The 26,632-nt window shown below is 66.7% G+C and carries 21 protein-coding genes and 1 pseudogene; 12 read left to right on the top strand and 10 right to left on the bottom strand.

Features of this window, described 5'->3' with window-relative positions:
- Positions 1 to 118: 118 nt before the first annotated feature.
- Positions 119 to 1,726 (top strand): methyl-accepting chemotaxis protein, encoded by a 1,608-nt coding sequence (locus TQ98_RS05690; RefSeq protein WP_044871754.1) that lies wholly within the window; start codon positions 119 to 121, stop codon positions 1,724 to 1,726.
- A 158-nt stretch (positions 1,727 to 1,884) separates the two neighbouring features.
- On the opposite strand, the gene TQ98_RS05685 is transcribed toward TQ98_RS05690, so the two are convergent.
- Positions 1,885 to 3,300, bottom strand: a complete 1,416-nt coding sequence (locus TQ98_RS05685; protein ID WP_044871755.1) for an amino acid permease — start codon at positions 3,298 to 3,300, stop codon at positions 1,885 to 1,887.
- Between the two features lie 86 nt (positions 3,301 to 3,386).
- Positions 3,387 to 4,052 (bottom strand): maleylacetoacetate isomerase, encoded by a 666-nt coding sequence (maiA, locus tag TQ98_RS05680; RefSeq protein ID WP_044871756.1) that lies wholly within the window; start codon positions 4,050 to 4,052, stop codon positions 3,387 to 3,389.
- A gap of 295 nt (positions 4,053 to 4,347) precedes the next feature.
- Here maiA and TQ98_RS05675 point away from each other — a divergent pair, with 295 nt between their 5' ends.
- Both TQ98_RS05675 and TQ98_RS05670 read left to right on the top strand, forming a co-directional pair.
- Positions 4,348 to 5,442, top strand: coding sequence for a LuxR C-terminal-related transcriptional regulator (locus TQ98_RS05675; protein WP_044871757.1), 1,095 nt, complete (start codon positions 4,348 to 4,350; stop codon positions 5,440 to 5,442).
- Between the two features lie 166 nt (positions 5,443 to 5,608).
- Positions 5,609 to 6,496: a class I SAM-dependent methyltransferase gene (locus TQ98_RS05670; RefSeq protein WP_242443187.1), complete on the top strand. Its 888-nt coding sequence runs from the start codon at positions 5,609 to 5,611 to the stop codon at positions 6,494 to 6,496.
- A 38-nt stretch (positions 6,497 to 6,534) separates the two neighbouring features.
- On the opposite strand, the gene TQ98_RS05665 is transcribed toward TQ98_RS05670, so the two are convergent.
- The 5 genes from TQ98_RS05665 to TQ98_RS05645 all read right to left on the bottom strand — a co-directional run bounded on the left by TQ98_RS05665 (position 6,535) and on the right by TQ98_RS05645 (position 10,893).
- Positions 6,535 to 8,325: an ABC transporter ATP-binding protein gene (locus tag TQ98_RS05665; protein WP_177410156.1), complete on the bottom strand. Its 1,791-nt coding sequence runs from the start codon at positions 8,323 to 8,325 to the stop codon at positions 6,535 to 6,537.
- On the bottom strand, positions 8,309 to 8,911 hold the full coding sequence (locus tag TQ98_RS05660) for a DsbA family protein (RefSeq protein ID WP_177410210.1): 603 nt from the start codon (positions 8,909 to 8,911) through the stop codon (positions 8,309 to 8,311). Before TQ98_RS05660 ends, TQ98_RS05665 begins: the two co-directional genes overlap by 17 nt.
- A 38-nt stretch (positions 8,912 to 8,949) precedes the next feature.
- Positions 8,950 to 9,885, bottom strand: coding sequence for a rhodanese-related sulfurtransferase (locus TQ98_RS05655; protein ID WP_044871760.1), 936 nt, complete (start codon positions 9,883 to 9,885; stop codon positions 8,950 to 8,952).
- A gap of 167 nt (positions 9,886 to 10,052) precedes the next feature.
- Positions 10,053 to 10,358, bottom strand: coding sequence for a BolA family protein (locus tag TQ98_RS05650; protein ID WP_044871761.1), 306 nt, complete (start codon positions 10,356 to 10,358; stop codon positions 10,053 to 10,055).
- A gap of 13 nt (positions 10,359 to 10,371) precedes the next feature.
- Positions 10,372 to 10,893 carry a DUF2059 domain-containing protein gene (locus TQ98_RS05645; RefSeq protein ID WP_044871762.1) on the bottom strand — a complete coding sequence of 174 codons (522 nt, stop codon included), beginning with the start codon at positions 10,891 to 10,893 and terminating at the stop codon, positions 10,372 to 10,374.
- Between the two features lie 291 nt (positions 10,894 to 11,184).
- Between TQ98_RS05645 and TQ98_RS05640 the strand changes: the two genes are divergently transcribed.
- The 3 genes from TQ98_RS05640 (at position 11,185) to TQ98_RS05630 (ending at position 14,274) form a co-directional block, all read left to right on the top strand.
- Positions 11,185 to 12,195: a DUF2804 domain-containing protein gene (locus TQ98_RS05640; protein ID WP_044871763.1), complete on the top strand. Its 1,011-nt coding sequence runs from the start codon at positions 11,185 to 11,187 to the stop codon at positions 12,193 to 12,195.
- A 71-nt stretch (positions 12,196 to 12,266) separates the two neighbouring features.
- A complete protein-coding gene (locus tag TQ98_RS05635; protein WP_044871764.1) occupies positions 12,267 to 13,661 on the top strand; it encodes a class II fumarate hydratase in 1,395 nt (464 codons plus the stop codon).
- Positions 13,654 to 14,274 carry an NAD(P)H-dependent oxidoreductase gene (locus TQ98_RS05630; protein ID WP_044871765.1) on the top strand — a complete coding sequence of 207 codons (621 nt, stop codon included), beginning with the start codon at positions 13,654 to 13,656 and terminating at the stop codon, positions 14,272 to 14,274. Before TQ98_RS05635 ends, TQ98_RS05630 begins: the two co-directional genes overlap by 8 nt.
- Positions 14,275 to 14,415: 141 nt before the next feature.
- On the opposite strand, the gene TQ98_RS05625 is transcribed toward TQ98_RS05630, so the two are convergent.
- Positions 14,416 to 15,384, bottom strand: coding sequence for a DMT family transporter (locus TQ98_RS05625; protein ID WP_044871766.1), 969 nt, complete (start codon positions 15,382 to 15,384; stop codon positions 14,416 to 14,418).
- A 224-nt stretch (positions 15,385 to 15,608) separates the two neighbouring features.
- On the opposite strand from TQ98_RS05625, the gene TQ98_RS05620 reads away from it, so the two are divergent.
- Positions 15,609 to 15,818: a DUF6316 family protein gene (locus tag TQ98_RS05620; protein WP_044871767.1), complete on the top strand. Its 210-nt coding sequence runs from the start codon at positions 15,609 to 15,611 to the stop codon at positions 15,816 to 15,818.
- A gap of 111 nt (positions 15,819 to 15,929) precedes the next feature.
- Here TQ98_RS05620 and TQ98_RS05615 read toward each other — a convergent pair whose 3' ends face one another.
- Positions 15,930 to 17,114 carry a thiolase family protein gene (locus tag TQ98_RS05615; protein ID WP_044871768.1) on the bottom strand — a complete coding sequence of 395 codons (1,185 nt, stop codon included), beginning with the start codon at positions 17,112 to 17,114 and terminating at the stop codon, positions 15,930 to 15,932.
- Between the two features lie 100 nt (positions 17,115 to 17,214).
- Positions 17,215 to 18,702 (bottom strand): polyphosphate:AMP phosphotransferase, encoded by a 1,488-nt coding sequence (gene pap / locus TQ98_RS05610; RefSeq protein WP_044871769.1) that lies wholly within the window; start codon positions 18,700 to 18,702, stop codon positions 17,215 to 17,217.
- A 206-nt stretch (positions 18,703 to 18,908) separates the two neighbouring features.
- On the opposite strand from pap, the gene mnmC reads away from it, so the two are divergent.
- The 5 genes and pseudogenes from mnmC (at position 18,909) to TQ98_RS05585 (ending at position 26,626) form a co-directional block, all read left to right on the top strand.
- The gene (mnmC, locus tag TQ98_RS05605) at positions 18,909 to 20,876 is read left to right on the top strand and encodes a bifunctional tRNA (5-methylaminomethyl-2-thiouridine)(34)-methyltransferase MnmD/FAD-dependent 5-carboxymethylaminomethyl-2-thiouridine(34) oxidoreductase MnmC (protein ID WP_044871770.1); all 1,968 of its coding nucleotides are present in this window, start codon (positions 18,909 to 18,911) and stop codon (positions 20,874 to 20,876) included.
- A gap of 2 nt (positions 20,877 to 20,878) precedes the next feature.
- Positions 20,879 to 21,628: a sulfite exporter TauE/SafE family protein gene (locus TQ98_RS05600; RefSeq protein ID WP_044871771.1), complete on the top strand. Its 750-nt coding sequence runs from the start codon at positions 20,879 to 20,881 to the stop codon at positions 21,626 to 21,628.
- A gap of 113 nt (positions 21,629 to 21,741) precedes the next feature.
- Positions 21,742 to 23,511, top strand: coding sequence for an N-acetylglutaminylglutamine amidotransferase (locus TQ98_RS05595; RefSeq protein WP_044871772.1), 1,770 nt, complete (start codon positions 21,742 to 21,744; stop codon positions 23,509 to 23,511).
- 4 nt (positions 23,512 to 23,515) lie between these two features.
- A pseudogene (ngg, locus tag TQ98_RS05590) lies at positions 23,516 to 25,256 on the top strand (N-acetylglutaminylglutamine synthetase).
- A gap of 176 nt (positions 25,257 to 25,432) precedes the next feature.
- Positions 25,433 to 26,626, top strand: coding sequence for an osmoprotectant NAGGN system M42 family peptidase (locus TQ98_RS05585; RefSeq protein ID WP_044871773.1), 1,194 nt, complete (start codon positions 25,433 to 25,435; stop codon positions 26,624 to 26,626).
- Positions 26,627 to 26,632 lie beyond the last annotated feature (6 nt).

The following is a 26,632-nucleotide window of genomic DNA, read 5'->3' as shown; positions in this document are numbered from 1 at the left end:
TTTTGGCGGGATCGGAAGGCGATCGCAGCGGGACGGCTGCCGGTCCCCTTCTGACCATCAAAGGCAACCTGTGTGGACTAACCTTCCCAGGATCGAGGAACACCACAGGGGAAGGGACATGAAAATAAGACAGAAAATGGTCGCTTCCGGAGCGATCAGCGTCCTGGCTGCCGCCCTGCTGGGCGGCATCGGCTACTGGGGACAGACGAAGCTGGCCGAGGCGCTGGCCGAGAACCAGCTCAGCGTCAGCGCCCTGCGCAATCACCTGGAAGGCGACATGATGCACGACGCCCTGCGCGCCGACGTGCTGGCCGCCCTGGTGGTGCAACCGGGCGACGAGGCGGGCGCCGCCCAGGTGCGCAACGACCTGCGCGAGCACAGCGAGTGGTTCCGCCGAACCCTGAAAGAGAACGCCGAGCTGGCGCTGACCCAGGATATCCACAGCGCCATCGCCGAATCCCAGCCCGCCCTGGAACGCTACATCGGCGACGCCGAACGCATCGTCAACCTCGCACTGCGTGACCCGCAGGCGGCACGCAGCGAACTTCCGGCGTTCGAAACCAGCTTCGGTGAACTGGAAGAGAAGAATGAAGCCTTGAGCGGCAAGATCGAGGCGCACGCGGCCAAGACCCGCGCCGATGGCGAGGCCGCCATCAGCAGTGCCGCCGCCTGGCTGGTGGGCGGCATCCTCCTGGCGATCGGGCTGCTCTGCCTGGTCACCAGCCAGTTGATGCGCGCGGTGTTGCGCCCCCTGGAGAAGACGGTCGGGGTGGCCCGCGCCATCGCCCAGGGCAATCTGCTCACCCAGGTCAGCATCGACAGCGACGACGAGGCCGGCCAGTTGCAGCGTGCCCTGGCGGAGATGCAGGGCAACCTACGGCAGATGATTGCCACCATCCGCAACGAGAGCGAGGAACTGCGCGGCACCGCCCACCGCCTCAGCGAGACCTCCCAGAGCATCGTGGATGGCGCCAGCGAGCAGTCCGACAGCGCCACCAGCATGGCCGCGGCCATGGAGCAGATGATCGCCAATATCGGCCAGATCGCCGAGCATGCCCGCAATGCCCAGAACATTTCCTCGCAATCCGAAGACCTGGCCAGCAGCGGCGGCAAGGTGATCCTCGGCGTGGTGGAAGGCATGAGCCGGATCGCCGAAGCGGTGAACCAGTCCTCCAGCACCATCACCGCGCTGGGTCAGTCCTCCGAGGAAATCCATTCCATCATCCAGGTGATCAAGGGCATCGCCGAGCAAACCAACCTGCTGGCGCTGAATGCCGCCATCGAGGCCGCCCGTGCCGGGGAAGCCGGGCGCGGCTTTGCGGTGGTGGCGGACGAAGTGCGCAACCTGGCGGCGCGCACCGCGCAGTCGACCCAGGAAATCACCGGGATGATCCAGCGCATCCGGGAGAGCACCCAGCAGGCGGTGGACAGCATGCAGACCGGCGTGGAGCGGGTTCAGGACGGCGTCAGCCTCGCCCGGCAGGCGGGGGAATCCATCGGCGAGATTCGCAGCGGCGCCCACCACGCCGCCGAGGTGGTGGAGGAGATTTCCCACACCATCGGCGAACAATCCAGGGCCAGCAGCGAGGTGGCCCAGCGGGTGGAACTGATCGCCCAGATGTCGCGGAGCAACAGCCAGGCCATGCGCGATCTGGCCGACGCCGCCGAGCGCCTGGATGCCGTGGCCAGCGCCATGCAGTCGTCGGTGGCGCGGTTCCAGATCTGACGGTGCGGCTGGCCCGTAGGATGGCGTAGAGCGAAGCGAAACCCATCAATCGAGGTCCGCAGGGGTATCGTTTCGCTGGTTGAACACCGCCCGCCCTGTTTCATGAACTCAAAAAAAACCCCGGCACCTGGCCGGGGTTTTTCTTCATCGCGACGCAATCAGCCCGCTTGGTAGCCAGCCGCCTTGCCGGCCTGGGCCTTGCCGCTCATCTTCAGGCGGTAGCAACCCCACATCACCAGCAGCCACACCGGGATGGCGTACACGGAGACCTGGATGCCCGGGATCATCAGCATGATGCCGAGGATGAACAGCACGAAGGCCAGGCACAGGTAGTTGCTCATGGGGTACCAGAGGGAGCGGAAGCCGGTGCGCACACCGTCCTTGTCCATCTGCTTGCGGAACTTCAGGTGGGAGTAGCTGATCATCGCCCAGTTGATCACCAGGGCAGCGACCACCAGGGACATCAGCAGTTCCAGCGCGTTCTGCGGAACCACGTAGTTGACCACCACCGCAAGGAAGGTCACCACGGCCGACACCAGCAGCGCGCGCACCGGTACGCCGCGCTTGTCCACCTTGGCCAGGGAGCGCGGGGCGTCACCCTGCTCGGCCAGGCCCAGCAGCATGCGGCCGTTGCAGTAGGTGCCGCTGTTGTAGACCGACAGCGCGGCGGTGAGCACCACGAAGTTCAGCAGGTGAGCGGCGGTGTCGCTGCCGATTAGGGCGAAGATCTTCACGAAGGGGCTGCCGCTGTAGGGATCGCCGGCGCTGTTGATGGACGCCAGCAGCGCATCCCAGGGGCTCAGGGAGAGCAGCACCACCAGAGCACCGACATAGAAGATCAGGATGCGGTAGATCACCTGGTTGATCGCCTTCGGGATCACCTGCTTCGGCTTGTCGGCCTCGGCAGCGGTGAAGCCGAGCATTTCCAGCCCGCCGAAGGAGAACATGATGAAGGCCATGGCCATCACCAGTCCGCTGATGCCGTTGGGGAAGAAGCCGCCATGGGCCCAGAGGTTGGCAACGGTTGCCTGCTCGCCGCCGCTACCGCTGAACAGCATCCAGCAGCCGAGGACGATCATGCCGACGATGGCCACCACCTTGATCATGGCGAACCAGAACTCGGCCTCGCCGAAGAGCTTCACGTTGGCCAGGTTGATGGCATTGACCACCAGGAAGAACACCGCGGCAGTAGCCCAGGTGGGGACGTCGGGCCACCAGAAATGGATGTACTTGCCCACGGCGGTGAGCTCGCTCATGCCCACCAGGGTGTAGAGCACCCAGCAGTTCCAGCCGGAGAGGAAGCCGGCGAAGCCGCCCCAGTACTTGTGGGCGAAATGGCTGAAGGAACCGGCGACCGGCTCTTCGACGATCATCTCGCCGAGCTGGCGCATGATCAGGAAGGCGATGAAACCGCAGATGGCATAGCCGAGGATCATCGAGGGGCCGGCGGACTTGAGCACCCCGGCCGAGCCGAGGAAGAGGCCGGTGCCGATGGCGCCACCAAGGGCGATCAATTGGATGTGGCGATTTTTCAGGCCGCGTTGCAGCTCGCCCGAGTGTTGCATTTCACTCATTGCGTCACCTTTTGTTGTTGTCGTGACGGGATTTCACCCGCCGGGCTTGTGGTCCGGCGGAACTTTGCAAGGCAGGTGGATAACCTTCACTGCGCGTCTGGCTGTACCTCCGGAGCAGCATTCCTGAATGCCTCGAGGGCTTCGCAGCGCGCAGCGATGTCGAGGATGCGTGGGTAGGCCGACAAGTCACAGTCGAAGCGGCGCGCGTTGTACACCTGGGGAATCAGGCAGGCTTCCAGGTAGCCCGGACGGGCGCCCAGGGAAAGCTTGCCACCAAAGGCTTCCAGCCCCTTTTCCACAGCGGCGAGGCAGAGCCCCACCCAGTGGCGATACCAGGCGTCCTTGGCGTCATCCGCCACGCCCAGTTCGTTCTTGAGGTACTGCAGCACCCGCAGGTTGTTCAGCGGATGCACGTCGCAGGCAATGTGCAGGGCCAGGGAGCGCACCAGGGCGCGCTGGGCCGTGTCGGCCGGCAGCAGGGCCGGAACGGGGAAGGCTTCTTCGAGGTATTCGAGGATGGCCAGGGACTGGGCGATGCGGACTTCGCCACCGGCGTGGCCGCCATCCACCAGCAGCGGCAACAGGCCCTGGGGATTGAGTTCGCGGTAGGCCGGCTGATGTTGCTGGCCACCGTCCTTGACCAGGTGGACCGGCTCGTGACGGTAAGCCAGGCCCTTCAGGTTGAGGGCGATGCGGACACGGTAGGCAGCGCTGGAGCGCCAGTAGCCGTAGAGAGTCAGTTCAGAATTCATGACGTCGGGCCGTTTTTTGTTTGCGTCATCTCACTCTGGCAGCGATTCGCGAACAAGGCGCCCGATCGGCCCCGGCGAGACGCCGAACGGACATTCCGGAAAGATTTCCTTACGCCCGCCCGCAGAGGGCGAAAGCGCCTACCAGGCGCTCCGCTTTTGTAAGGTTTTCTTGACAGAGCGTTCAGCCAGACTTCCAGGCGGGAGCCGTGTCGGCCGACAGGTGGCGGTTTCCACGGGGTTCACACCTGTGTCATATGGAATCAATACGCCATCAAACGCAACGGACTGCTGCGCAATGCCGGGAATGGACGAGCTGTACGACACCCTGGTCAATCTCTGCTACGAGTGCGTGCTCGACGAGGAGGCCTGGCGACCGCTGCTGGAGCTCCTGGTGGCCGCCACGGGCCACCAGATGGGTGCCCTGGTCTTCCTCGACCAGCGGGAGCAACGCTCCCAGGTCAGCTCGATCAACCTCTGCGACCCGGCGAGCGTGGAGGCCTACAACAGCTACTACCACCAGTACGATCCGGGCAAGGCCGTGCTGGTGCCTCGCCCCGTGGGCAGTTGGTACAACGACCAGGCGGACCTCGGTCCGGCCCATATCCGCCGCCACCTCTACTACCAGGAATTCCACCTGCCCTACGGCATGAACAGCATTTCCTGCATCAAGCTGCATGAGCACGCGGACGCGGGCATCTATCTGTCGCTGCTGACGGCGGTGGGTGCGACCCTGCCGGAAGGGCCCCAGGGCGACCTGCTGAAGCGCATCAGCCCCCATCTGGTAAGGGCGGCGAAGATGTCCGACCGCCTGAAATCCCTGGAACGGGACGTTGCCCGACGCGACCTGCTGCTGGACCGGCATCCCTCGCCGGTGTGGCTGCTGAATGCCGAAGGTCGCGTGCTGTTCTGCAATCGCCAGGCCGAGCAACGCCTGGGCGAACCCGAGTTCGTGCTGCAGGGTCGCCAGGGGCGGCTCCATGGCAGGGCGCTGGATGGCCGTCTGCAGGCACTGATCCGCCAGGCCTCCGGGCGAGACGGCGGGCGCCGCGCCGGCTGGCTGTCCCTGTCGGGAGAACCCCCATCCCAGCTGCTGGTGACACCGGTGCCCGAGGCGGCCGCCCTCGCCGCCCGGCACCTGGAGCCCCTGGTGCTCGTGGCGCTGCTGGAAAACCATCCCTGCGGTCAACTGCTCGCGGACCTCTTCCAGCTCACCCCGGCCGAGCAGCGCCTGGCCGAGCTGCTCGCCCAGGGGCTGACCCCGGAAACCTGCGCCGAGCGTCTGTGCATCTCCATCAACACCGTCCGCACCCAGCTGCGCTCGCTCTTCCGCAAGACCGAGACTGAGCGCCAGGCCGAACTGGTCAACCTCTTCACCCGCCTCCAGGGGTGATGAAGGCCCCTTCCTCCACTCATCTGAAAGCGCCGTTTCATTCATCTGAATGATGGCGGGCGAATGGCCATCAACTAAGGTTCTTAACGGAATGAACGTCTGCCTTCATCCCGCGTGACGGGTCAAGGAGTCCACGTCTGGCCAGAGGAGGTGGCAAGTGGAAGAGATGAGCGATCCGGAAGAGTTGAGCAGAAGCATTCAGGAACAACAGGACGTCCGTCAGGAACTGGAACGCATCAAGGCCGAGCGCGAGCGCCTCAAGCTCGACGAACCAACCCCGATCCCCGAGCCGGCGCCCTCGCCGAGCAATGTGCTGCCCTTTCCCGGCAGGCCGCTGCCCACCCCTGGCCTGCGCTGCGGCGATGCCCTGTTGCTGGATTATCTCTATGGGGTGGAATCCGACGCCCTGCGCGATCTGCCCGAAGAGCGCACCCGTCAGTTATTCGACGTCGCCACCAACGCCGCAGCGGCCCGCGCCCTGCGCTGCCGACGGCGCATGCTCGCCCGTGCCCTGGACGACACCTGCCACGAAGCCGGCAAGGCCGCGCGCATGCTGTGCATCGCCGGCGGTCACTTCCGTGAGGCGGAACTGGCTCGGGAGCTGCGGCATGGTCGCTTCGGCGAGATGCTGGTGTTCGACGACGATGCGGCGCGCCTGGAAACCGTGCGCAAAAGCTACGGCGGACTGGGCGTGCGCACCTGCCTGGGCAGCCTGGAGCAGCTGCTGGACGGAACCTGCGAGTTCAGTGGCTACGACCTGGTGTACTCCGCCGGGATCACCGAACTGCTCGATGACCGCCGCTGCGAACGCCTGGCCCATCGACTGTTCCAGGCCTTGCGCCCGGGCGGCAGGCTGCTGCTGGCCAACTTCCTTCCCGGCGTGAATGCCATCGCGCCCCTCGAAGGACTGCTGGACTGGCGCCCGCGCTACCGGCAGGACGCCCAGATGCTCAGCCTGCTGGACAGCATCGATTACAACCAGATCGCATCGGCGCGGGTTTTCCACGATATCGGCCAGCGGATCGCCTTCCTCGAAGCGGTGAGGTACGGCTGACGACTTCAGGCAGGGGCTGTCGGCCGACAGCCCCGTCGTCACCCCTGCTGCAGATGCCCGTAGAGCTTGGCGTACAGCCCGCCTTCGGCGATCAGCTGCTGGTGGTCGCCGTCTTCGGCGATGTGACCGCCGTCGAATACCAGCACCCGGTCCGCTTGCTTAACCGCTGACAGGCGGTGGGCGATGATCAGGGTGGTGCGACCGTTGAGGAAGGTGCCGAGGGCCTGGTGCAGGGCGTACTCGGTGGCGGCGTCGAGGGCGGAGGTGGCCTCGTCGAGGATCACCACCTTGGGCTCGGATAGCACCATGCGGGCGATGGCCAGGCGCTGTCGCTGACCGCCGGACAGGCGCACCCCGGAGCGACCCACAATGCTGTCCAGCCCCTGGGGCAGGCTGCGGATGGTGTCGGCCAACTGGGCGACTTCGAGGGCAGCCCAGCAGGCGTCGTCGCTGCGCTCGCGGCCCATGGTCAGGTTGGCACGCACGCTGTCGTTGAACAGCGCCGGATGCTGCAGGACCACGGCCACGTTGTCGCGCACCTGGGCCAGTCCGATTTCTTCCAGGCGGCAGCCGCCATAGCGGATGCTCCCGGCCTGGGGCTGGTAGAGCCCCAGCAGCAGTTGCACCAGGGTGCTCTTGCCGCCGCCACTGGCGCCGACGATGGCCACTTTCTCGCCGGGGGCGATGGACAGGTTGAGCCCGTCCAGCACCGGCTCTTCGGCGTAGGCGAAGCGCAGGCCCTTGACCTCGATGCCCAGGGTCTCGCGCCCCTTGAACGGATCGACGCTGGGGGCGTACTGGGGCTCGTCGGCCCGCGACAGCAATTCGTTGATACGCCCGAGCGCGGCCCCCGCGGAGTAGTAGGAGTACTGCAGGCCCAGCAGTTGCTCCACCGGACCGATCATGAACCAGAGGTAGCTGAACACCGCCAGCATCTGGCCGATGGACAGGTCGGAGAACAGCACCGTGAGCATGGCGGCGGCGCGGAAGAAGTCGATGCCGAACTGGAACAGCAGGCCGCTGGTGCGCGCTGCCGCGTCGCTCTTCCACTGGGAGGCGACGGCGTAGTCGCGAACGTCCTGGGCGCGCTGGCCGAGACGGCCGAAGAAGAAGCCCTGGCGGTTGCTGGTGCGCACTTCCTGGATGGCTTCGAGGGTTTCCGTCAGCGCCTGGGTGAAGCGCCCGGTGCTGTCGTTCTCCAGCTTCTTCAGGTGCTTGATCCGCTTGCCCAGTTGGACCGTGGAGTAGATCACCAGCGGGTTGAACAGGAGGATCAACAGCGCCAGCTTCCAGTGCATCCAGACCAGGATACCCGCCGTGCCGGTGAGGGTCAGGACTGCCACCAGGAAGCGGCTGAGGGTTTCGCCGACGAACTTGTCCAGGGTGTCCAGGTCGGTCACCAGGTGAGCGGTGACGGTCCCGCTGCCGAGGCTTTCGTATTCGCCGAGGGAGATGCGCTTCAGGCGCTCGATCAGGCGGATGCGGACGCGATAGACGATATCCTTGGACAGTCTCGCGAAGAGCCGCGCCTGTTGCACGTTGAACACCAGCGCCATGCCCCGCAGCAGCAGGGTGGTCACCAGCATCAGGCCGATGTAGCCGACGGCGTTTTCCCAGGGCTGGGGCAGGAAGTGATCCATGAAACGCAGCGCGGCATCGCCCCGCTGCAGCAGCACTTCATCCACCAGCAGGGGCAGGAGCAGCGGGATGGGCACACTGCAGACAGTAGCCAGGACGGCGGCCAGGTTGGCCAGCCAGAGGGATTTCTTGTGGCGCAGGGCCAGACGGCGGATCTCCGCCCAGCTCAAGCGATCAGGCATGGGCGCCACGCTCCAGCCAGCGGGTCAGAAGGGGCGCCAGTTCGTCCAGCGGCTGGTAGCCATTGGTCAGCAGCGCCAACTGGCCGTCGCGCTCGGCCAACAGGGTGGGGAAACCGGCAATACCGAGGTCCTGCACCCAGGTGAAGTCGGCCGCCGTCGCCTCGTGGGCTGCCGAGCCGTCGAAGGCTCCGGCGAATTCGATGCGCGGAATGCCGGCCTGTTCCGCCAGGTCTACCAGGGTGGAGGCCTGGGTCACGTCACGGCCCTCGGCATAGAAGGCGTGCTGGATCAGCTTGACCAGGGGCCAGGCCAGTTCCGCCGCCAGGTTGCGCGCCACCACCAGGGCACGGCAGGCCGGCTCGGTGTCGTAGACGAAGCCTTCGGGCATCGCGCCCTCGAAGCGGAACGGCTGGCCGGTGGCCGCGTTGACCGCCTGCCAGTGTTCGAGGATGTAGCGCCGGGTGTGGGTATCCAGCGCCGCACCCTGGCCGGTACGCAGGCCGCCCGCCACCAGGTGCATCGGCACGCCGGCCTCCGCGGCCTGTCTGGCCAGGGCCTCCGCAACCGGGGCGAAACCCCAGCACCAGGAACACATGGGGTCCATCACATAGAGCAGGCGGGCCTTGGACAAACTCAGTTCTCCATTGCTTGGCGCGGGTCACGACCGATCGGGTGAGGCAGGTTGCGGGCCTTGGCCAGCTCGATCTGCTTCTGCCGCTCGCTTGCGCTGGCGCGCGTTTTCTCGCTCAGGCTGTCCCAGCAGTGCGGGCAGCTGATGCCGGGGGAATAGTGCTCGGACTGGCGGTCCTGCGCGGAGATCGGGTTGCGGCAGGCGTGGCACTGGTCGAACTCTCCCTCAGAGAGATCGTGGCGCACGGTGACGCGGTTGTCGAAGACAAAGCAGTCGCCGCGCCAGAGGGTTTCGTCCTGGGGCACTTCTTCCAGGTACTTGAGGATGCCGCCCTTGAGGTGGAAGACCTCTTCGAAGCCCTGGCCGAGCATGTAGCTGGAGGCTTTCTCGCAGCGGATGCCACCGGTGCAGAACATCGCCACCTTCTTGTGCACCGCCGGGTCGTAGTGAGCCTTGATGTAGTCGGGGAATTCGCGGAAGGACTTGGTCTTCGGGTCCACCGCGCCTTCGAAGGTGCCGATGGCCACTTCGTAGTCGTTGCGGGTGTCGATCAGCAGCACTTCGGGGTCGCTGATCAGGGCGTTCCAGTCCTGGGGATCGACATAGGTGCCCACCTGCTGGTTGGGGTCCACGCCGGGCACGCCGAGGGTGACGATTTCCTTCTTCAGCTTGACCTTGGTGCGGTAGAAGGGCTGCTCATCGCAGTAGGACTCCTTGTGGTCCAGGTCGACCAGGCGCGGATCGACCTTGAGCCACGCCAGCAGCGCGTCGATGCCTTCGCGGGTGCCGGACACGGTGCCGTTGATGCCTTCTTCGGCCAGCAGCAGGGTGCCCTTGACGCCGTTGTCCAGCAGGGTCTTGAGCAGGGGTTCACGCAGCGCGACGTAGTCCTTCAGGGTGACGAACTTGTACAGCGCCGCAACAACGATCTGGGTCATGCGGTACTTCCTCCAGTGGTCGCCCGCGTAAAGGGCGGACCGGGTGACAGAAACGACTGCGCCGGCTGGGCCGGCGCGGTGCGAAGTCTATCAAAAAGCCGCAAGGGGCTGGCTGCGTTAAACCGTCTCAGCTGCCGAACGGGCTTCCCTCGACTGGCGCACGCCCCTCAGTGGTCGTTCTTGCTGCCGCCGCGGCAGGTGGGCGAATCTGGCGCAGCGCCCTGCTCTGCCCACTCCTCGGGGGTGTAGGTATGCAGGGCGAGGGCATGGAACTGCCCCATCAGCTCGCCCAGGCTGCCGTAGACCTTCTGGTGGCGCTTGACGGCATTCAGCCCGGCGAATGCCGGGCTGACGATGACCGCCTTGTAGTGGGTTTCCTGGCCACGGCTGTGCATATGGCTCTCGTCCAGCACTTCGAGGTGCTGGGGTTCGAGCGCTGCCAGGGCGGTCAGGATGCGGTCGCGCATGGACATCGGGTTACTCCGCTTACTGCTTCTGGTCCTGGGGCTTCTTGTCCTGGGGTGCCAGTTCGTTGGTCATATCGCTGAGCAGCTTGTTGACCTCGGGCACCGCGCTTTCCAGGCGGGCCTGGGTCAGCTGGGCGGACTGCTGGGTCAGGGCCGGCATCTTTTCCAGCACTTTCTTGCCCAGGGGGGACTCATAGAAGGCGATCAGTTCCTTCAGTTCGCTCTCGGTGAAGTTGCTGGTGTAGATCTTCACCAGCTCGGGCCTCAGCTTGTCCCAGCCGACAGCCTTGTCGAGGGCGGCATTGGCCTTGGCCTGGTAGCTTTCCAGGGTGGCCTTCTTGGCGGCCGGGGCCTTGGTCTGGGCGAAGCGCTGCTCGAACATCTGCTGCACCTGGGCGTAGACCGGCACGGTCAGCTTGTCCGCGTGGGCGAGCTTGAGGAAACGCTCGGCATCGGCAGCGTGGCTGGCAGCATCAGCCAGAACCTGGCCGCTGGCGCAGGCCAGCAATACGGCGGTGCAGAGAACGCGAAGCTTGGTCATCGGGAATCCTTGTCTGGGCATGGATGGGGGGCTGCCCCGGGGCAGGCCATTCTGCGCTCAAGCCGATATCGGGCTCAAGTTGTGCCGATTTCGACAGCTCTTCGCTGAAAATGTGCGATGTCGCACTCCACGAAGCAGTTGTCAAAGTGCCATCACTTGCTCATGCTTCCACCCGCTGGGCATCCTGTATCGGCTCCGAATCTTGTCGGGCCCATCGGTGGAATTGCCGATGACGCTGTAGCCTGCTTCTTACAATGCCCTGGCTTCGCACACACATGGACGTGCCTGCTGATGACTAGCCACATCTCCACCCTACCCCCCGGGATTCCGACTCTCTGCGACGCCCAGGGCATGCTCACCCCCGCAGCTGTCGGCTGGTCAAGCCGCCCTCGGCTGAACTACGCGATCCCCGGCCACTTCGGCCGACGCAAGCGCTGGAACCACTGGTGCATCACCACGCCGCGCTGGATGCTTTCGCTGACCCTCGCCGACGTCGATTACCTGGGCTACGGCGCCGTCTACTTCCTCGACCTCGACAGTGGCAAGTCCGTCGCCCACACGCAGCTCCGGGCCTTCGCCCGAGGTTGCCACCTGCCGGACACGCCCCTGGAGAGCCACGGTTTCAACCATCCACGGCTGCATTTCAAGGTGGAGGAGCACCCCGGCCGCCTGAGCCTGCGGGTAGAGGCGCCTGACCTCGGTGGCCAGCCGCTGCAGGCCGCCCTCGACATCCAGCGCCCCGTCCACCTGGACTCGGTGAACCTAGTGGCGCCCCTCCCCGGTCGTTGCTTCCACGCCAGCAGCCGTCAGTTGGGCCTGCCCACCACCGGCTGCCTGCAACTGGGCGATCGCCAGTATGTGTGCGCCAGCGGCCAGAGCTTCGCCGCCCTGGACTTCGGGCGTGGCGTCTGGCCCTTCCAGAGCCACTGGACCCGCGCCGCCTTTGCCGCGCCCGGCGGCATTGCCGGCAATTTCGGGTCCGGCTGGACCGACGCGAGCGGGCTGACGGAAAACGCCCTCTGGTTCGGTGGCCGCCTGGCCAAGCTGGATCGTCCCGTGTCCATCGAACAGGAGCCGAACAATCCCCTCGCCCCCTGGCGGCTGTTCACCGTCTGTCGCCGGGTGGACCTCACCTTCACCCCGCGCCAACTGCACCAGGCCCGTCCGCACCTGGGGCCGTTCTTCGCCGATACGCGGCAGTGGTTCGGCCATTTCGACGGCACGCTGCGCAGCCCGGACGGTGAGTGCGTACCGGTGACCAGCGCCCTCGGCTGGTTAGGGGCCACCCGCGCACGCTGGTAATTGCCCGAGCGGTTGAACCGAGTGCCGGAGATAGGGCCTAAACTGCGGAATCAATACCCGGAGCCATCCACATGAGCCGCACAGAAACCGACAGCCTTGGGCCAGTCGAAGTCGCCGACGATGCTTACTGGGGAGCCCAGACCCAGCGTTCTCTGGAAAATTTCGCCATCGGTGGCGAACGCATGCCGCTGGCCGTGGTGCACGCCCTGGCGCTGATCAAGAAGGCCGCTGCGCGGGTCAACGGCCATAATGGCGACCTGCCCCCGGACGTCGCCCGCCTGATCGAACAGGCCGCCGACGAAGTGCTGGCGGGCAAGCACGACGACCAGTTTCCCCTGGTGGTCTGGCAGACCGGCAGCGGCACCCAGACCAACATGAACGTCAATGAGGTGATCGCCGGCCGGGCCAACGAACTGGCCACCGGCCAGCGCGGCGGCAAGAGCCCGGTCCACCCCAACGACCATGTGAACTTCGCCCAGAGCTCCAACGACTGCTTCCCCACGGCGATGCACATCGCCATCGCCAAGGCGGTCCAGCATGAGCTGTTGCCGGCCATTGCCGAACTCTCCGGCGGCCTGGCCGAGCAGTCGGCCCGCCACATCAACCTGGTGAAGACCGGTCGCACCCACATGATGGATGCCACCCCCGTCACCTTCGGCCAGGAACTCTCCGCCTTCGTCGCCCAGCTCGACTACGCCGACAAGGCCATCCGCGCCGCGCTGCCGCTGGTCCTGCAGCTGGCCCAGGGCGGCACCGCCGTGGGCACCGGGCTCAACGCTCCTCAGGATTTCGCCCAGGCCATGGCCGCCGAACTGGCGGCGCTGTCCGGCATCCATTTCGTTTCGGCGCCGAACAAGTTCGCCGCCCTGGCCGGGCACGAGCCGCTGGTGAACCTTTCCGGCGCCCTCAAGACCCTGGCCGTGGCCCTGATGAAGATTGCCAACGACCTGCGCCTGCTGGGCTCCGGCCCGCGAGGCGGCCTGGCCGAGGTGCGGCTGCCGGCCAACGAACCGGGCAGCTCGATCATGCCCGGCAAGGTCAACCCCACCCAATGCGAGGCGTTGTCCATGCTGGCCTGCCAGGTGATGGGCAATGACGCCACCATTGGCTTCGCCGCCAGCCAGGGCCACCTGCAGCTGAACGTGTTCAAGCCGGTGATCGTGCATAACGTACTGCAGTCCATCCGCCTGCTGGGGGACGGTTGCCGCAACTTCCAGCAGCATTGCGTGGCCGGCATGGAGCCGGACGCCGCGCGCATGGCCGAGCACCTGGAGCGCGGCCTGATGCTGGTCACCGCCCTCAACCCTCACATCGGCTACGACAAGGCCGCGCAGATCGCCAAGAAGGCCTACGCCGAAGGCACCACCCTGCGGGAGTCGGCCCTGGCCCTGGGTTACCTGACCGAGGAGCAGTTCGACGCCTGGGTCCGCCCGGAAAGCATGCTGGAGGCCGGTAATCATGGCTGAGGCGGCAAAGCACGGCGCCACGCCGCTGGAAGGCGATGGCAAGCGCGTCCTGCTGATTCTCGGCACCCCCAAGGGTGGCAGCCTGTGCCATGCCCTGGGCGAAGCCTTCGCCCAGGGCGCGCGCAGCGAAGGCCATGTGGTGCGGCAGTTGAAGCTGGGGGAGATGCAGTTCGATCCGGTGCTGCGGCAAGGCTACGACCAGAGCCAGAGCCTGGAACCCGACCTGCTGGAAGCCCAGCGCCAGATCCACTGGGCTGAACACCTGGTGTTCGTCTACCCGGTCTGGTGGGGCGGCCTGCCGGCGCTGCTCAAGGGATTCTTCGACCGTGTCTTCCTGCCTGGCTTCGCGTTCCGCTACCGCGGCCAGTCCCAGGCCTGGGACAAGCTGCTCACCGGACGCACCGCTGACCTGCTGGTGACGCTGGACACCCCGCCCTGGTACTTCCGCTGGATCTACGGCGCCCCGGCCCACCGCCAGATGGTGCGCACCATTCTCGGTTTCTGCGGCATCAAGACCCGCCGCCTCACCGAGTTCTCGCCGGTGCGCCCCTCCTCCGAGGAACAGCGCCAGACCTGGCTGCGCAAGGCCGAATTGCTCGGCACGCGCTGCTGAAGCGTTACCCATCGACATCGCTGATGGGTATCGCAAGCTCCACCCATCCTACGGTTCCACCTCGGCTCGGAGGTCGGCATTCGTAGGATGGCGCGGGCGGCGTTCCGCTAGAGCGACGCGAAACCCATCGCCTCTGCCAACTCACTCGTTGGGCATCACCACCTGCGCCTCCCGGCGCGCCCGCCAGCTGCGCACCAGCGACGGCGCCAGGGCGGTGAGGGCCGAGCCCAGCACCACGAATATCGCGCCGCTGTAGGCGATCCAGTTGATCTCTTCCGATTGCACATGGTCCGGCCAGAGGCTGGCGCAGGCGGCCACGCTGGCGAAGGTCACCAGCGGCGTGATCGCCAGGGTGGCGCTGACCCGGGAAGCCTCCCAGTGGGCCAGGGCTTCGGCGAACGCACCGTACGCCACCAGGGTGTTCAGGCAGCAGGCCAGCAGCAACCAGCCCTGCAGCGGGCTCAGGGACAGCAGCTCCAGCGGGTGGGCCCAGGGCATCAGCAAGGCGGCGCAACCGAGGTAGATGACCATCATCACCTGGGCCGAACTCCAGTGGGTCAGCAGCTGCTTCTGGGCCAGCCCGTAGAAGGTCCAGACGGCCGCGGCCAGCAGGATCACCAGCACGCCGAGGGTGTACTGGCTCATGGAGGTGAGCAGCTCCTCAAGGCGCTGGTTGAAGAACAGCCCGAAGCCCAGGATGGTCACGACCAGGCCAAACGCCTGCCCCAGGCTGAAGCTTTCCTTGAAGATGAACAGGCTGCTCAGCAGGAACAGGATCGGCGCCACCTGGATCACCAGTTGGGTGGTGCCGGGGCTGAGCATTTTCAGGCCGATCAGATAGAACACGTAGTTGCCCGTCAGCCCCACCACCGCCAGCACCACCAGCCAGCGGCCCCGCGCGCCCAACGGACGGAACGCCGGCAGTCGGCGATTGGCCCCCAGGTAGGCGAACAACAGCAGGCCCGCCACCACCAGCCGGTACCAGGTGACGGTGACCGGGTCCATGGTCTGCAGGACTTCCTTCAGCCAGATGGGCAGGACGCCCCAGAGCACGGCCGTGACCAGGGCGAGGAACAGGCCGTAGACCCAACGGCCGGAGGAGATGTGCATGGGAACCTCAGCGGGGAGACCCGGCCGCAACAGGCCGGGCGAGACAGGAGACGCCATTCTAGGAGCGCGCGGAGCCCCGGCACAGGAACAGTTGCACGACGGTCGGCGTTAGAACTGTACCTGTCGCGCGCCCATACCGGCGGCAAGCCGCCTGTCGAGCGCCGGAGCAAGCCAGGCAGCGCTGGTTAGACTCAAAGAGCCAAGGGGGGAAAGGAGGTGTTCCGATGTTCGGTAGACGCGCATCCGACATGGCGCCAGGCACCCACTATCGCAGTGAGCGGATCAGCGCTGTGAACGGCCAGTATTTCTTCTCAACCCGGGAGGGCACCCTGGAAGGGCCCTACTACACCCGCGTGGATACGGAGCGAGAGGTTGCGCTCTATATCCGTCGCGTCAAGCAATCCGACACCCTACTCGCACTTCGGGGCCGATGACCGCCCCACATGAAGGAACCCGCGCCAGCGCGGGTTTTTCCTTTTATGGGGTGTCGAAATTCAGCCTGTTGGGGGCGATTTCAATCGCCCCCAAGCGGTCCATGAGGGGTCTCAGCGATACGCCTCGAACAAACCGGTAGCGCCCATGCCACCGCCCACGCACATGGTGACGATGCCGAAACGCTTGTCGCGGCGCTGCAGCTCGCGCACCAGGTGGCCGACCTGGCGCGAGCCGGTCATGCCGAAGGGGTGGCCGATGGAGATCGAACCGCCGTTGACGTTGTACTTTTCGTTGTCGATGCCCAGGCGGTCGCGGGCATAGAGGCACTGGGAAGCGAAGGCCTCGTTCAGCTCCCACAGGTCGATGTCGTCGATGGTCAGGCCCTTGGCCTTGAGCAGCTTGGGCACCGAGAACACCGGGCCGATGCCCATTTCATCGGGCTCGCAGCCGGCGACGGTGAAGCCGCGGAAGAAGGCCTTGGGCTTCAGGCCCAGCTCCAGCGCCTTGTCCAGGCTCATCAACAGGGTCATGGAGGCGCCGTCGGACAGCTGCGAAGAGTTGCCGGCGGTGACCGAGCCATCTTCACTGAATACCGGCTTCAGGGAGGCCAGGCCTTCCAGGGTGGTATCGGCGCGGTTGCAGTCGTCGCGATCCACCACACCGTCCAGCACCTGCTTCTCGCCGGTGGCCTTGTCTTCCACGAAGTACTTCACGCTCATCGGCACGATCTCGTCGGCGAACAGGCCTTCGGCCTGGGCGCGGGCGGTGCGCTGCTGGCTCTGCAGGGCGTAGAGGTCCTGGACTTCGCGGCTGACGTTGTAGCGGCGGGCGACGATCTCGGCGGTCTGGCCCATGGGGTAGTAGATGCCGGGGTGTTCGAGCTTCAGGCGCGGATTGACGAAGTTGTCCTGGTTGATGCTCTTCAGGGTCAGGGTGATGGACTCGACGCCGCCCGCCACCATCACGTCGCTGCAGCCGGAGGCGATCTGGTTGGCGGCAATGGCGATGGCCTGCAGGCCGGAGGAGCAGTAGCGGTTGAGGGTCATCCCGGCGACCTGGATGCCCAGGCCGGAGAGCACCGCCACGTTGCGGCCGATGTTGTGGCCCTGGGCGCCTTCGTTGGAACCGGCGCCGACCACGCAGTCGTCCACCAGGGCCGGGTCGAGGTCGTTGCGTGCCAGCAGTGCGTTCACGCAGTGGGCGGCCATGTCATCCGGCCGGGTCATGTTGAACTTGCCGCGGAAGGACTTGGCCAGGCCAGTCCGCACGCTGTCGACGATCACCACTTCACGCATGACGCACCTCGTTGTTGTCGGGAGGGAAGATGGGACGAGCATAGGCCTGCCCCATACTCATCAACCATGATCATTCACCGTGCGTATGCGCGCTCATCCCCTAGCCCTTCTCGAAGGCGGCCTCCAGCGCCTCGTTGATGGTGCGCAGCACTTTGACCCGGGCATAGCGCTTGTCGTTGGCCTCCACCAGGGTCCAGGGCGCGATCTCGGTGCTGGTGCGATCCACCATGTCGCCCACGGCGTCCACGTACAGGTCCCACTTTTCGCGATTGCGCCAGTCTTCCTCGGTGATCTTGTATTGCTTGAAGGGGGTTTGCTCACGCTCCTTGAAGCGCGCCAACTGGGTGTCCTTGTCGATGGACAGCCAGAACTTCACCACCACGATGCCGTAGTTGCGCAGTTGCTCCTCGAAGTCGTTGATCTCTCCGTAGGCCCGCAGCCAGTCCGCCTCGGAACAGAAGCCCTCCACCCGCTCCACCAGCACGCGGCCGTACCAGGACCGGTCGAAGATGGTGAACTGCCCGCGTCCCGGCACATGCCGCCAGAAACGCCAGAGGTAGGGCTGTGCCCGCTCTTCCTCGGTGGGGGCGGCGATGGGCACGGTGCGGTACTGCCGTGGGTCCAGTGCCCCGGTAACGCGACGGATGGCGCCACCCTTGCCCGCCGCATCATTGCCCTCGAACACCGCCATCAGCGCATGGCCGCGCATGCGCTTGTCGCGCATCAGGCCGGCGAAGCGCGCCTGCTCGGTGGCCAGTTGTTCCTTGTAGTCGTCCTTGTCCAGCTTGCGGCTGAGGTCGAGGCTGGACAGCAGGCTGCGGTTGTCCAGGCTGGACACCAGGGGCGCCGCGTGGGGGTGAGGCTTGGCCCGGGCGTCGACCTTCAGGGCCGCCTGCAAGCCTTCGAGGATGATGCGGCCCACGCTCAGGCTGCGATAGCGCTCGTCGGAACCCTCGATCACATACCAGGGCGCGTAGTCCCGGCTGGTCCGCCGCAGCACACGCTCGCCGAAGCGCACGAAGCGGTCGTAGACCTCGGTCTGCTTCCAGTCCAGGGGATTGAGCTGCCAGCTGCGCTGGGGGTCGTTCTCCAGGGCCTTCAGCCGCTCCTTGAGCTGCTTCTTGGACAGGTGGAACCAGAACTTGAAGATCAGCGCACCCTCGTCACAGAGCATGCGCTCGAAGCTTTCCGTGTCGTTGGTGGCCTGATCCAGCTGGGCATCCTTGATGTCCCCCTCGACTCGGGCGTAGAGCATCTGGCTGTACCAGTTGCCGAAGAAGATGCCGATCCGCCCCTTGGGCGGCAGCTTGCGCCAGAAGCGCCACTGCGGCGGCCGCGACAGCTCTTCGTCAGTGGGGTGCAGGAAGCTCTCCACATTGATCAGGCGCGGGTCCATCCATTCGTTCAGCAGCTTCACCGTCTCGCCCTTGCCGGCGCCCTCGATGCCGTTGATCAGGATGAGCACCGGGAAGCGCCCCTGCTGCTTCAGTTCCATCTGGGCGTCCAAGAGCGCCGAGCGCAGCTCCACTACGGCCTTCTCATAGGTTTCCTTGTCGATGGAATGGCCGATCTCGGCGGACTCGAACATACGTGCCTCCTTGGTCTGATGGGGAAAAGGTAGCGGACGCCGGTCCGTGGGAGCGAGCGCTGCTCGCGAAAATCTCGATGAAACGCTTCGCGGGCAAAACTCGCGCCCCGCCCAACCCCACGCCACAATCAGCTTGTCTGCTCCAGATCATCCGGAGCGGGTGCCCGATCGGCTACTATTCGCGCTTCGCAGTCACGGAACACCCCATGTCCGACTTCCACCACGCCCGACTCGATTGGGACGAACAGGGCCAACCGCTGTCGCGGGAATTCGACGACATCTATTTCTCCCCCACCTCGGGCATCGACGAAACCCACCACGTCTTCATCGCCGGCAACGACCTGGCCCGGCGCTTCGCCGAATTACCCGCCGGTGGGCGTTTCGCCATTGGTGAAACCGGCTTCGGCACCGGGCTGAACTTCCTCTGTGCCTGGCAGCTGTTCGAACAATGCGCGCCAGCCGATGCCCGGCTGAATTTCGTCAGCGTGGAGAAATTCCCCCTCACCCGTGACGACCTCCAGCGCGCCCTGGCCCTGTGGCCGCAACTGGCCTCGCTGGCCGCTCAGCTCGTTGAGCAGTACGTGGCGATTCATCCCGGCTTCCAGCGCTTCATCCTGGCCGAGGGTCGCGTGACGCTGACCCTGCTGGTGGGCGACGCCCTGGAGTGCTTGCCGGAACTGGACGCCCGTTTCGATGCCTGGTTCCTCGACGGTTTCGCCCCGATCAAGAACCCTGACATGTGGAGCCCCGCCCTCTTCGAGCAGCTGGCACGGTTGTCCGGCCCCGGCACCACCCTGGCCACCTTCACCGCTGCCGGCTTCGTGCGCCGTGCACTCAAGGAAGCCGGCTTCGCCATCAAGCGCCTGCCCGGTTTCGGCAAGAAGTGGGAAATGAGCCGTGGCCTGTTCCAGGGTGAAGCCCGCGACGACGCCAAGCCCTGGTACGCCCGCCCACGTTTCGTCCCGGTACGCCGTGAAGCCCTGGTGATCGGGGCGGGTCTGGCCGGTTGTGCCAGCGCCGCCAGCCTCGCCACCCGCGGCTGGCAGGTGACCCTGCTGGAACGCCATGACGCGCCGGCCCGAGAGGCTTCGGGCAACCCCCAGGGCGTGCTCTACCTCAAGCTATCCGCCCACGGCACACCCCTGTCGCGCCTGATCCTCAGCGGCTTCGGCCACACCCGCCGGCTGCTGCAGCGGCTGGAACAGGGCCGCGACTGGCAGGCCTGCGGCGTGCTGCAACTGGCCTTCGACGACAAGGAAGCCCAGCGCCAGGCCAAACTGGCCGACGCCTTCCCCGCCGACCTGCTGCACCGCCTCGACCGAGCCCAGGCCGAAGCCCTGGCCGGGGTCGCACTGCCCGCCGGCGGCCTGTTCTACCCCGAGGCCGGCTGGGTGCATCCGCCGGCCCTGTGCCGCCTGCTGGCCACTCACCTGAATATCCGCCTGATCCCCCACAGCGAGGCGCTGGAACTGCGCCGTGAAGGCGAGCTCTGGCACGCCGTTGCCGGGGACCGGAGCCTCGCCTGCGCCCCCGTGGCGGTGCTGGCCGGCGCCGCGGACGTGCTGCGTTTTCCCCAGGCCACCGGCCTGCAGCTCAAGCGCATCCGGGGCCAGATCAGCCGCCTGCCGGCCACCGCCGAGAGCGCGAATCTCGGCACCGTGCTCTGCGCCGAAGGCTACGTGGCGCCGCCACGGGAGGGCGAACACACCCTGGGCGCCAGCTTCGATTTCCACAGCACCGACCTGGAACCCACCGCCGCCGAGCACGCCGGAAACCTGCAGCTGCTGGAGGAGATATCCCCGGACCTCGGCCGTCGCCTGCACGCTGCCGAACTGGAGCCGGCACGCCTCGAAGGCCGCGCCGCGTTCCGCTGCACCACGCCGGATTACCTGCCCATCGTCGGCCCGCTGGCCGACGCGGATGCCTTCGCCTCGGCCTACGCGGTGCTGGCGAAGGACGCGCGCCAGGTGCCGGACGTTCCCGCGCCCTGGTTCGACGGTCTGTATGTGAACAGCGCCCATGGCTCCCGCGGGCTGATCACCGCGCCGCTGTCCGGCGAGCTGCTGGCCGCCTGGCTGGACGACGAGCCGCTGCCCGTGCCCCGCGCCGTGGCCGAGGCCTGCCACCCCAACCGATTTGCCTTGCGCCGCCTGATCCGCGGCCAGAATGCCTGACCATGGAATTTCTCTTGATTGAAGCCCTGGCCATCGGCGCCGTGCTTGGCCTGCTGCTGGGCCTGACCGGCGCCGGCGGTTCCCTGGTGGCCCTGCCCCTGCTGCTCAGCCTGCACCTGCCCCTGCGCGACGCCATCGGCGTGAGCCTGGGCGCCGTGGCCCTGTCCGCCGCCATCGGCGCCATCCCCCGCGTCCGCCAGGGCCTGGTGTCCTGGCGCCCGGTGCTGTTGCTCGCCGTCAGCGGCCTGCCGGGCAATGCCGTCGGCCAGTGGGTGGGACGTTACATCCCCGAGCCCGTGCTGATTCTCGGCTTCTGCCTGCTGGTGCTCTGGTCGGCCTGGCGCATGTGGCGTGGCGCGGGCCTGCCCAAGCGCAGTACCGGCCCATTGCGCAGCTCGCCGCTGGTGGCCATCGGCGCGGGCGTGGGCCTGCTGTCCGGCGTCATGGGCGTGGGTGGTGGCTTTCTCATCGTCCCGGCGTTGCTCTGGTTCACGCCGCTGTCGATGCTGGCCGCCACCGCCACCTCCATGGCGGTGATCGCCCTGGTGTCCGGCGGCGGCTTCCTCCTCTACCTCACCCATGCCCAGCCGCCCATGGCCCTGCTCGGCGGCCTGGCGGCCGGCGGCGCCATCGGCGTGCTCTGCGGCAATCAGCTGGCGCTGCACCTGCGCGGTGCCACCCTGCAGCGGCTCTTCGCCCTGATGCTGGTGGCGGTGAGTCTGTCCCTAGCAGCGCAGAAGCTCCTCGCCTGATGGAGCCTCCAGCCTTATAAGCAATCGATATAAAACTCACGGAAGTGCACAAGGGTCGGACCCTTTAGTGCCCCCCGGCGCTGAATCCCCAACGGCTACACCGGTAAGGACTTATGTGCGGCATTTCCGGAGAACTACGTTTCGACAAGCAACCGGCCGACCTGGCTGCCCTCGATAGAATCACTCACCACCTCGCCCCACGCGGACCCGACGCCTGGGGCCTGCACAGCCAGGGACCGATCGCCCTGGGCCACAGACGGCTGAAGATCATGGACCTGGCCGAAGCCTCCGGGCAGCCCATGCTGGACCCCGAACTGGGCCTGGCCATGGTGTTCAATGGCGCCATCTACAACTACCCCGAACTGCGCAAGGAGCTGCTGGCTCTGGGTTACCGCTTCCATTCCAGCGGTGACACCGAAGTCCTGCTCAAGGCCTGGCACGCCTGGGGCAAGGACATGCTGCCCCGGCTCAACGGCATGTTCGCCCTGGCCATCTGGGAGCGGGACAGCCAGCGCCTGTTCCTCGCGCGGGACCGCCTGGGCATCAAGCCGCTGTACCTCACCCGCAACGGCAAGCGCCTGCGCTTCGCCTCCAGCCTGCCGGCCCTGCTCCAGGGTGGCGACCTGGACCGGTCGCTGGACCCCGAGGCGCTGAACTTCTACCTCAACTTCCACGCTGTGGTGCCGGCGCCGCGCACCCTGGTGAAGAGCGTGGAAAAGTTGCCGCCGGCCGGCTGGATGCAGATCGACGCCGAGGGCAATTGCAGCCAGGGCAACTGGTGGCAACTGGAATACGGCCCCCGCGAGGACGAGCAGTCCCTCGTCATGGAGGACTGGCGCGACCTGCTGCTGGCCGGCCTGCGCGACGCCGTGTCGATCCGCCAGCGCGCCGCCCGCGAGGTGGGTGTGCTGCTCTCGGGCGGGGTGGATTCCAGCCTGCTGGTGGGCCTGCTGGCGGAGACCGGGGCGGAGCAGTTGGCCACCTTCTCCATCGGCTTCCAGGATGCCGGCGGCGAACGCGGCGACGAGTTCGAGTACTCCGACCTGATCGCCCGCCACTACGGCACCCGCCACCAGCAACTGCGCATCGACGAGCGCGAAGTGCTGGAGCAGCTGCCCGACGCCTTCGCCGCCATGAGCGAACCCATGGTCAGCCACGATTGCATCGCCTTCTACCTGCTGGCCCGCGAGGTCTCGAAACACTGCAAGGTGGTGCAGAGCGGCCAGGGCGCGGACGAGCTGTTCGGCGGCTATCACTGGTACCCGCCCCTGGTGGATACCGTCGACCCCTTCAACGAATACCGCGCCGCCTTCTTCGACCGCAGCCACCCCGAGTACGAGGCCACGGTGATGCCCGCGTGGCTCACCGGCGACCTGGCCGGCGAGTTCGTCCGCCAGCACTTCGAGCAGCCCGGTGCCCTCGACCCGGTGGACAAGGCCCTGCGCCTGGACAGCACGGTGATGCTGGTGGACGACCCGGTGAAGCGGGTGGACAACATGACCATGGCCTGGGGCCTGGAAGCGCGGGTGCCGTTCCTCGACTACCGGGTGGCCGAGCTGTCGGCGCGCATCCCGTCGCGCTTCAAGCTCGGCGACGGCGGCAAGGCGGTGCTCAAGGCAGCCGCCCGCCAGGTCATCCCCCATGACGTGATCGACCGCCCCAAGGGCTACTTCCCGGTGCCGGGTCTCAAGCACCTGGAAGGCCGAACCCGCGACTGGGTGCGCGAACTGCTGCTGGACCCGGGCCAGGATCGCGGCCTGTTCCAGCCGGCCCTGCTGGAACGCTTGCTGGAGAGCCCTGCAGAGGACATCACGCCTCTGCGCGGCTCCAAGCTCTGGCAGTTGGCCGCCCTCAACCTCTGGCTCAACCAACAGGGACTCTGAACCGATGAAAACCCATACCCTGCACAGCCAGCGCCTGCTGCGCGGCCAGGTGCCTTCCTATCAGCGCCTGCAGGCGCGCCTCGCGGAAGGCCACCTGGCACTCAAGGGACCGCCACGGGTCCTCCATTGCGGCTGGGGCCGACTGCTCCTCGGCCACACCTTCCCCGACTCCGCGAGCCTGGCCCGGGAGCTGCTGGAGGAGCGCCCCGGCGAGCGCGACATCGCCCTCTACGTCGCCGCGCCGCAGCAAGTGCTGGCCCAGGCGCCGCAACAGCTGTTCCTCGACCCCTCCGACACCCTGCGACTCTGGTTTCCCGACTACCGCCCGGCGCGCCGGGCCTTTCGCGGCTTCCGTATCCGTAGGGCCCAGACCGACGCCGACTGGCAGGCGGTCAACCAGCTCTACCTCCGTCGCGGCATGCTGCCGGTGGATCACGGCGCCATCACCCCGCGCCAGCTGGGCGGGCCGGTCTACTGGCTGGCCGAGGACGAGCGCGACAGCCAGGTGATCGGCGCGGTCATGGGCCTCAACCACGCGACGGCATTCCACGACCCGGATGGCGGTTCCAGCCTCTGGTGCCTGGCGGTGGACCCGCAACTCAGCCGGCCCGGCGTCGGCGAAGCCCTGGTACGCCATCTGGTGGAGCACTTCATGAGCCGCGGGTTGAACTACCTGGACCTCTCGGTGCTGCACGACAACCGCCAGGCCAAGGCGCTCTATGCCCGGTTGGGATTCCGGGACCTGGCCACCTTCACGGTGAAGCGCAAGAACAGCATCAACCAGACCCTGTTCATCGGTCCCGGCCCGGAAGCGGAGCTCAATCCCTACGCCCGCATCATCGTCAACGAAGCCCTGCGCCGAGGCATCGAGGTGCAGGTAGACGATGCCGAGGGCGGGCTCTTCAGCCTCAGCCAGGGGGGCCGGCGCATCCGCTGCCGGGAATCCCTGTCGGACCTCACCAGCGCGGTGAGCATGACCCTCTGCCAGGACAAGCAGCTGACCCATCGCGCCCTGGCCCGGGTCGGTATCCGCCAGCCTGCCCAGCGCCTGGCCGGCACGGATGAAGAGAACGCCGCCTTTCTCGCCGAGCACGGCAGCCTGGTGGTCAAGCCGGTAAATGGCGAGCAGGGCCAGGGCGTGGCGGTGGACCTGCGCAACCTGGATGAGGTGAACACCGCCATCACCCATGCCGAACATTTCGGCAGCCGGGTGCTGCTGGAAAGCTGCCACCAGGGTCTCGACCTGCGGGTGGTGGTGATCAACTACGAAGTGGTGGCCGCCGCCATCCGCCGCCCCGCCGAAGTGGTCGGCGATGGCCAGCGCACGCTGCGCCAGCTGATCGAACGCCAGAGCCGCCGGCGTCAGGCGGCCACGCAAGGGGGAAAGCCGCATCCCCCTGGATGGCGAAACCGAACGCACCCTGCGCGCCGCCGGGCACGGCTATGACGACGTGCTGCCACCCGGCACCCGCCTGGCCGTGCGGCGCACCGCCAACCTGCATACGGGCGGCACGCTGGAGGATGTCACCGACACCCTCCACCCGGCGCTGGCCGAGGCATCCATCCTCGCCGCCCGCACCCTGGAAATCCCCGTGGTGGGTCTGGACCTGCTGGTGCCCGAGGCCAATCAGCCGGACTACGTGCTGATCGAGGCCAACGAGCGGGTCGGCCTGGCCAACCACCAGCCGCAGCCCACGGCGGAGCGGTTCATCGACCTGTTGTTCCCATTGAGCCGGATGAACTGAGTTCCGGCGTGATGAGGAGAGCGGAGCGATGCCCATGCGGCGAATCGATGGGTATCGCTCCACTCCACCCATCCTACGCAGTGAGCAGCCTGGGTGAATCCGCACCCGTAGGATGGGTGGAGCTTGCGATACCCATCATGCCAAACCGCCGCGCGCCCTCGACCGAAGGAGACGCCATGAGCCAGAGACTCCCCGAACCCGACCTCGCCTACCTGCAACGGACGCTGCTGGAGATGCTCGCGATCCCCAGCCCCACCGGTTTCACCGACACCATCGTGCGTTATGTGGCCGAGCGGCTGGATGAGATCGGCATCCCCTACGAGCTGACCCGGCGCGGCACCATCCGCGCCACCCTCAAGGGCAGGCAGAACAGCCCGGATCGTGCGGTATCGGCGCACCTGGACACCATTGGCGCCATCGTCCGCGAGATCAAGGACACCGGCCGCCTGGCCCTGGCCCCGGTGGGCTGCTGGTCCAGCCGCTTCGCCGAGGGCAGCCGCGTCAGCCTCTTCTGCGACAACGGGGTGGTGCGGGGTAGCGTGCTGCCTCTGTTGGCCTCGGGCCATGCGTTCAACACCCAGGTGGACAGCCTGCCCGTGAGCTGGGACCACGTGGAACTGCGCCTGGACGCCTACTGCGCCACCCGCGCCGACTGCGAGAGCCTGGGCGTCGCGGTGGGCGACTTCGTCGCTTTCGATCCCTTGCCGGAATTCACCGAAAGCGGCCATATCAGCGCCCGTCACCTGGACGACAAGGCCGGCGTCGCCGCCCTGCTCACCGCCCTCAAGGGCATCACCGACGCGGGCCTGGTGCCCCCCATCGACTGCCATCCGCTGTTCACCATCACCGAGGAGATCGGTTCCGGCTCCGCCGCAGCCCTGCCCTGGGACGTCAGCGAATTCGTCGGCATCGACATCGCCCCCGTCGCCCCCGGCCAGCATTCCAGCGAACACGCCGTGACCGTGGCCCTGCAGGACTCCGGCGGCCCCTACGACTTCCACCTGTCGCGGCACCTGCTGCGCCTGGGCGAAAGCAACGCCATCCCCCTGCGCCGCGACCTGTTCCGCTACTACCACAGCGACGCCCAGTCGGCGGTCACCGCAGGCCACGACATCCGCACCGCCCTGCTGGCCTTCGGCTGCGACGCCACCCACGGCTACGAGCGCACCCATATCGACAGCCTGGAAGCCCTGACCCGCCTGCTCGGCGCCTACCTGATGAGCCCGCCGGTATTCGCCACCGACGCCGTCGCCAGCCAGCAGTCCCTGGAACCCTTCAGCCATCAGTTGGAACATGACGCGCAGATGGAGAGCGAGACTCGCGTCCCGACCGTGGAAAGTCTTGTGGGCAAGGGTGAAGGCAGCCCTTGAAGGCCG

It is taken from the genome of Pseudomonas sp. LFM046, from assembly GCF_000949385.2.
Taxonomy (GTDB): Bacteria; Pseudomonadota; Gammaproteobacteria; order Pseudomonadales; family Pseudomonadaceae; genus Metapseudomonas.
Note: the sequence above shows the minus strand (reverse complement) of the source record. Positions and strands in the feature narration are given on the sequence as shown.

Excerpts from the sequence above, each read along its gene's own strand:
- TQ98_RS05690 (WP_044871754.1), top strand. The coding sequence starts at position 119 with ATGAAAATAAGACAGAAAATGGTCGCTTCCGGAGCGATCAGCGTCCTG.
- TQ98_RS05685 (WP_044871755.1), bottom strand. The coding sequence starts at position 3,300 with ATGAGTGAAATGCAACACTCGGGCGAGCTGCAACGCGGCCTGAAAAAT.
- maiA (WP_044871756.1), bottom strand. The coding sequence starts at position 4,052 with ATGAATTCTGAACTGACTCTCTACGGCTACTGGCGCTCCAGCGCTGCC.
- TQ98_RS05675 (WP_044871757.1), top strand. The coding sequence starts at position 4,348 with ATGCCGGGAATGGACGAGCTGTACGACACCCTGGTCAATCTCTGCTAC.
- TQ98_RS05670 (WP_242443187.1), top strand. The coding sequence starts at position 5,609 with ATGAGCGATCCGGAAGAGTTGAGCAGAAGCATTCAGGAACAACAGGAC.
- TQ98_RS05660 (WP_177410210.1), bottom strand. The coding sequence starts at position 8,911 with ATGTGTTCCTGGTGCTGGGGTTTCGCCCCGGTTGCGGAGGCCCTGGCC.
- TQ98_RS05655 (WP_044871760.1), bottom strand. The coding sequence starts at position 9,885 with ATGACCCAGATCGTTGTTGCGGCGCTGTACAAGTTCGTCACCCTGAAG.
- TQ98_RS05650 (WP_044871761.1), bottom strand. The coding sequence starts at position 10,358 with ATGTCCATGCGCGACCGCATCCTGACCGCCCTGGCAGCGCTCGAACCC.
- TQ98_RS05645 (WP_044871762.1), bottom strand. The coding sequence starts at position 10,893 with ATGACCAAGCTTCGCGTTCTCTGCACCGCCGTATTGCTGGCCTGCGCC.
- TQ98_RS05640 (WP_044871763.1), top strand. The coding sequence starts at position 11,185 with ATGACTAGCCACATCTCCACCCTACCCCCCGGGATTCCGACTCTCTGC.
- TQ98_RS05635 (WP_044871764.1), top strand. The coding sequence starts at position 12,267 with ATGAGCCGCACAGAAACCGACAGCCTTGGGCCAGTCGAAGTCGCCGAC.
- TQ98_RS05630 (WP_044871765.1), top strand. The coding sequence starts at position 13,654 with ATGGCTGAGGCGGCAAAGCACGGCGCCACGCCGCTGGAAGGCGATGGC.
- TQ98_RS05625 (WP_044871766.1), bottom strand. The coding sequence starts at position 15,384 with ATGCACATCTCCTCCGGCCGTTGGGTCTACGGCCTGTTCCTCGCCCTG.
- TQ98_RS05620 (WP_044871767.1), top strand. The coding sequence starts at position 15,609 with ATGTTCGGTAGACGCGCATCCGACATGGCGCCAGGCACCCACTATCGC.
- TQ98_RS05615 (WP_044871768.1), bottom strand. The coding sequence starts at position 17,114 with ATGCGTGAAGTGGTGATCGTCGACAGCGTGCGGACTGGCCTGGCCAAG.
- pap (WP_044871769.1), bottom strand. The coding sequence starts at position 18,702 with ATGTTCGAGTCCGCCGAGATCGGCCATTCCATCGACAAGGAAACCTAT.
- mnmC (WP_044871770.1), top strand. The coding sequence starts at position 18,909 with ATGTCCGACTTCCACCACGCCCGACTCGATTGGGACGAACAGGGCCAA.
- TQ98_RS05600 (WP_044871771.1), top strand. The coding sequence starts at position 20,879 with ATGGAATTTCTCTTGATTGAAGCCCTGGCCATCGGCGCCGTGCTTGGC.
- TQ98_RS05595 (WP_044871772.1), top strand. The coding sequence starts at position 21,742 with ATGTGCGGCATTTCCGGAGAACTACGTTTCGACAAGCAACCGGCCGAC.
- TQ98_RS05585 (WP_044871773.1), top strand. The coding sequence starts at position 25,433 with ATGAGCCAGAGACTCCCCGAACCCGACCTCGCCTACCTGCAACGGACG.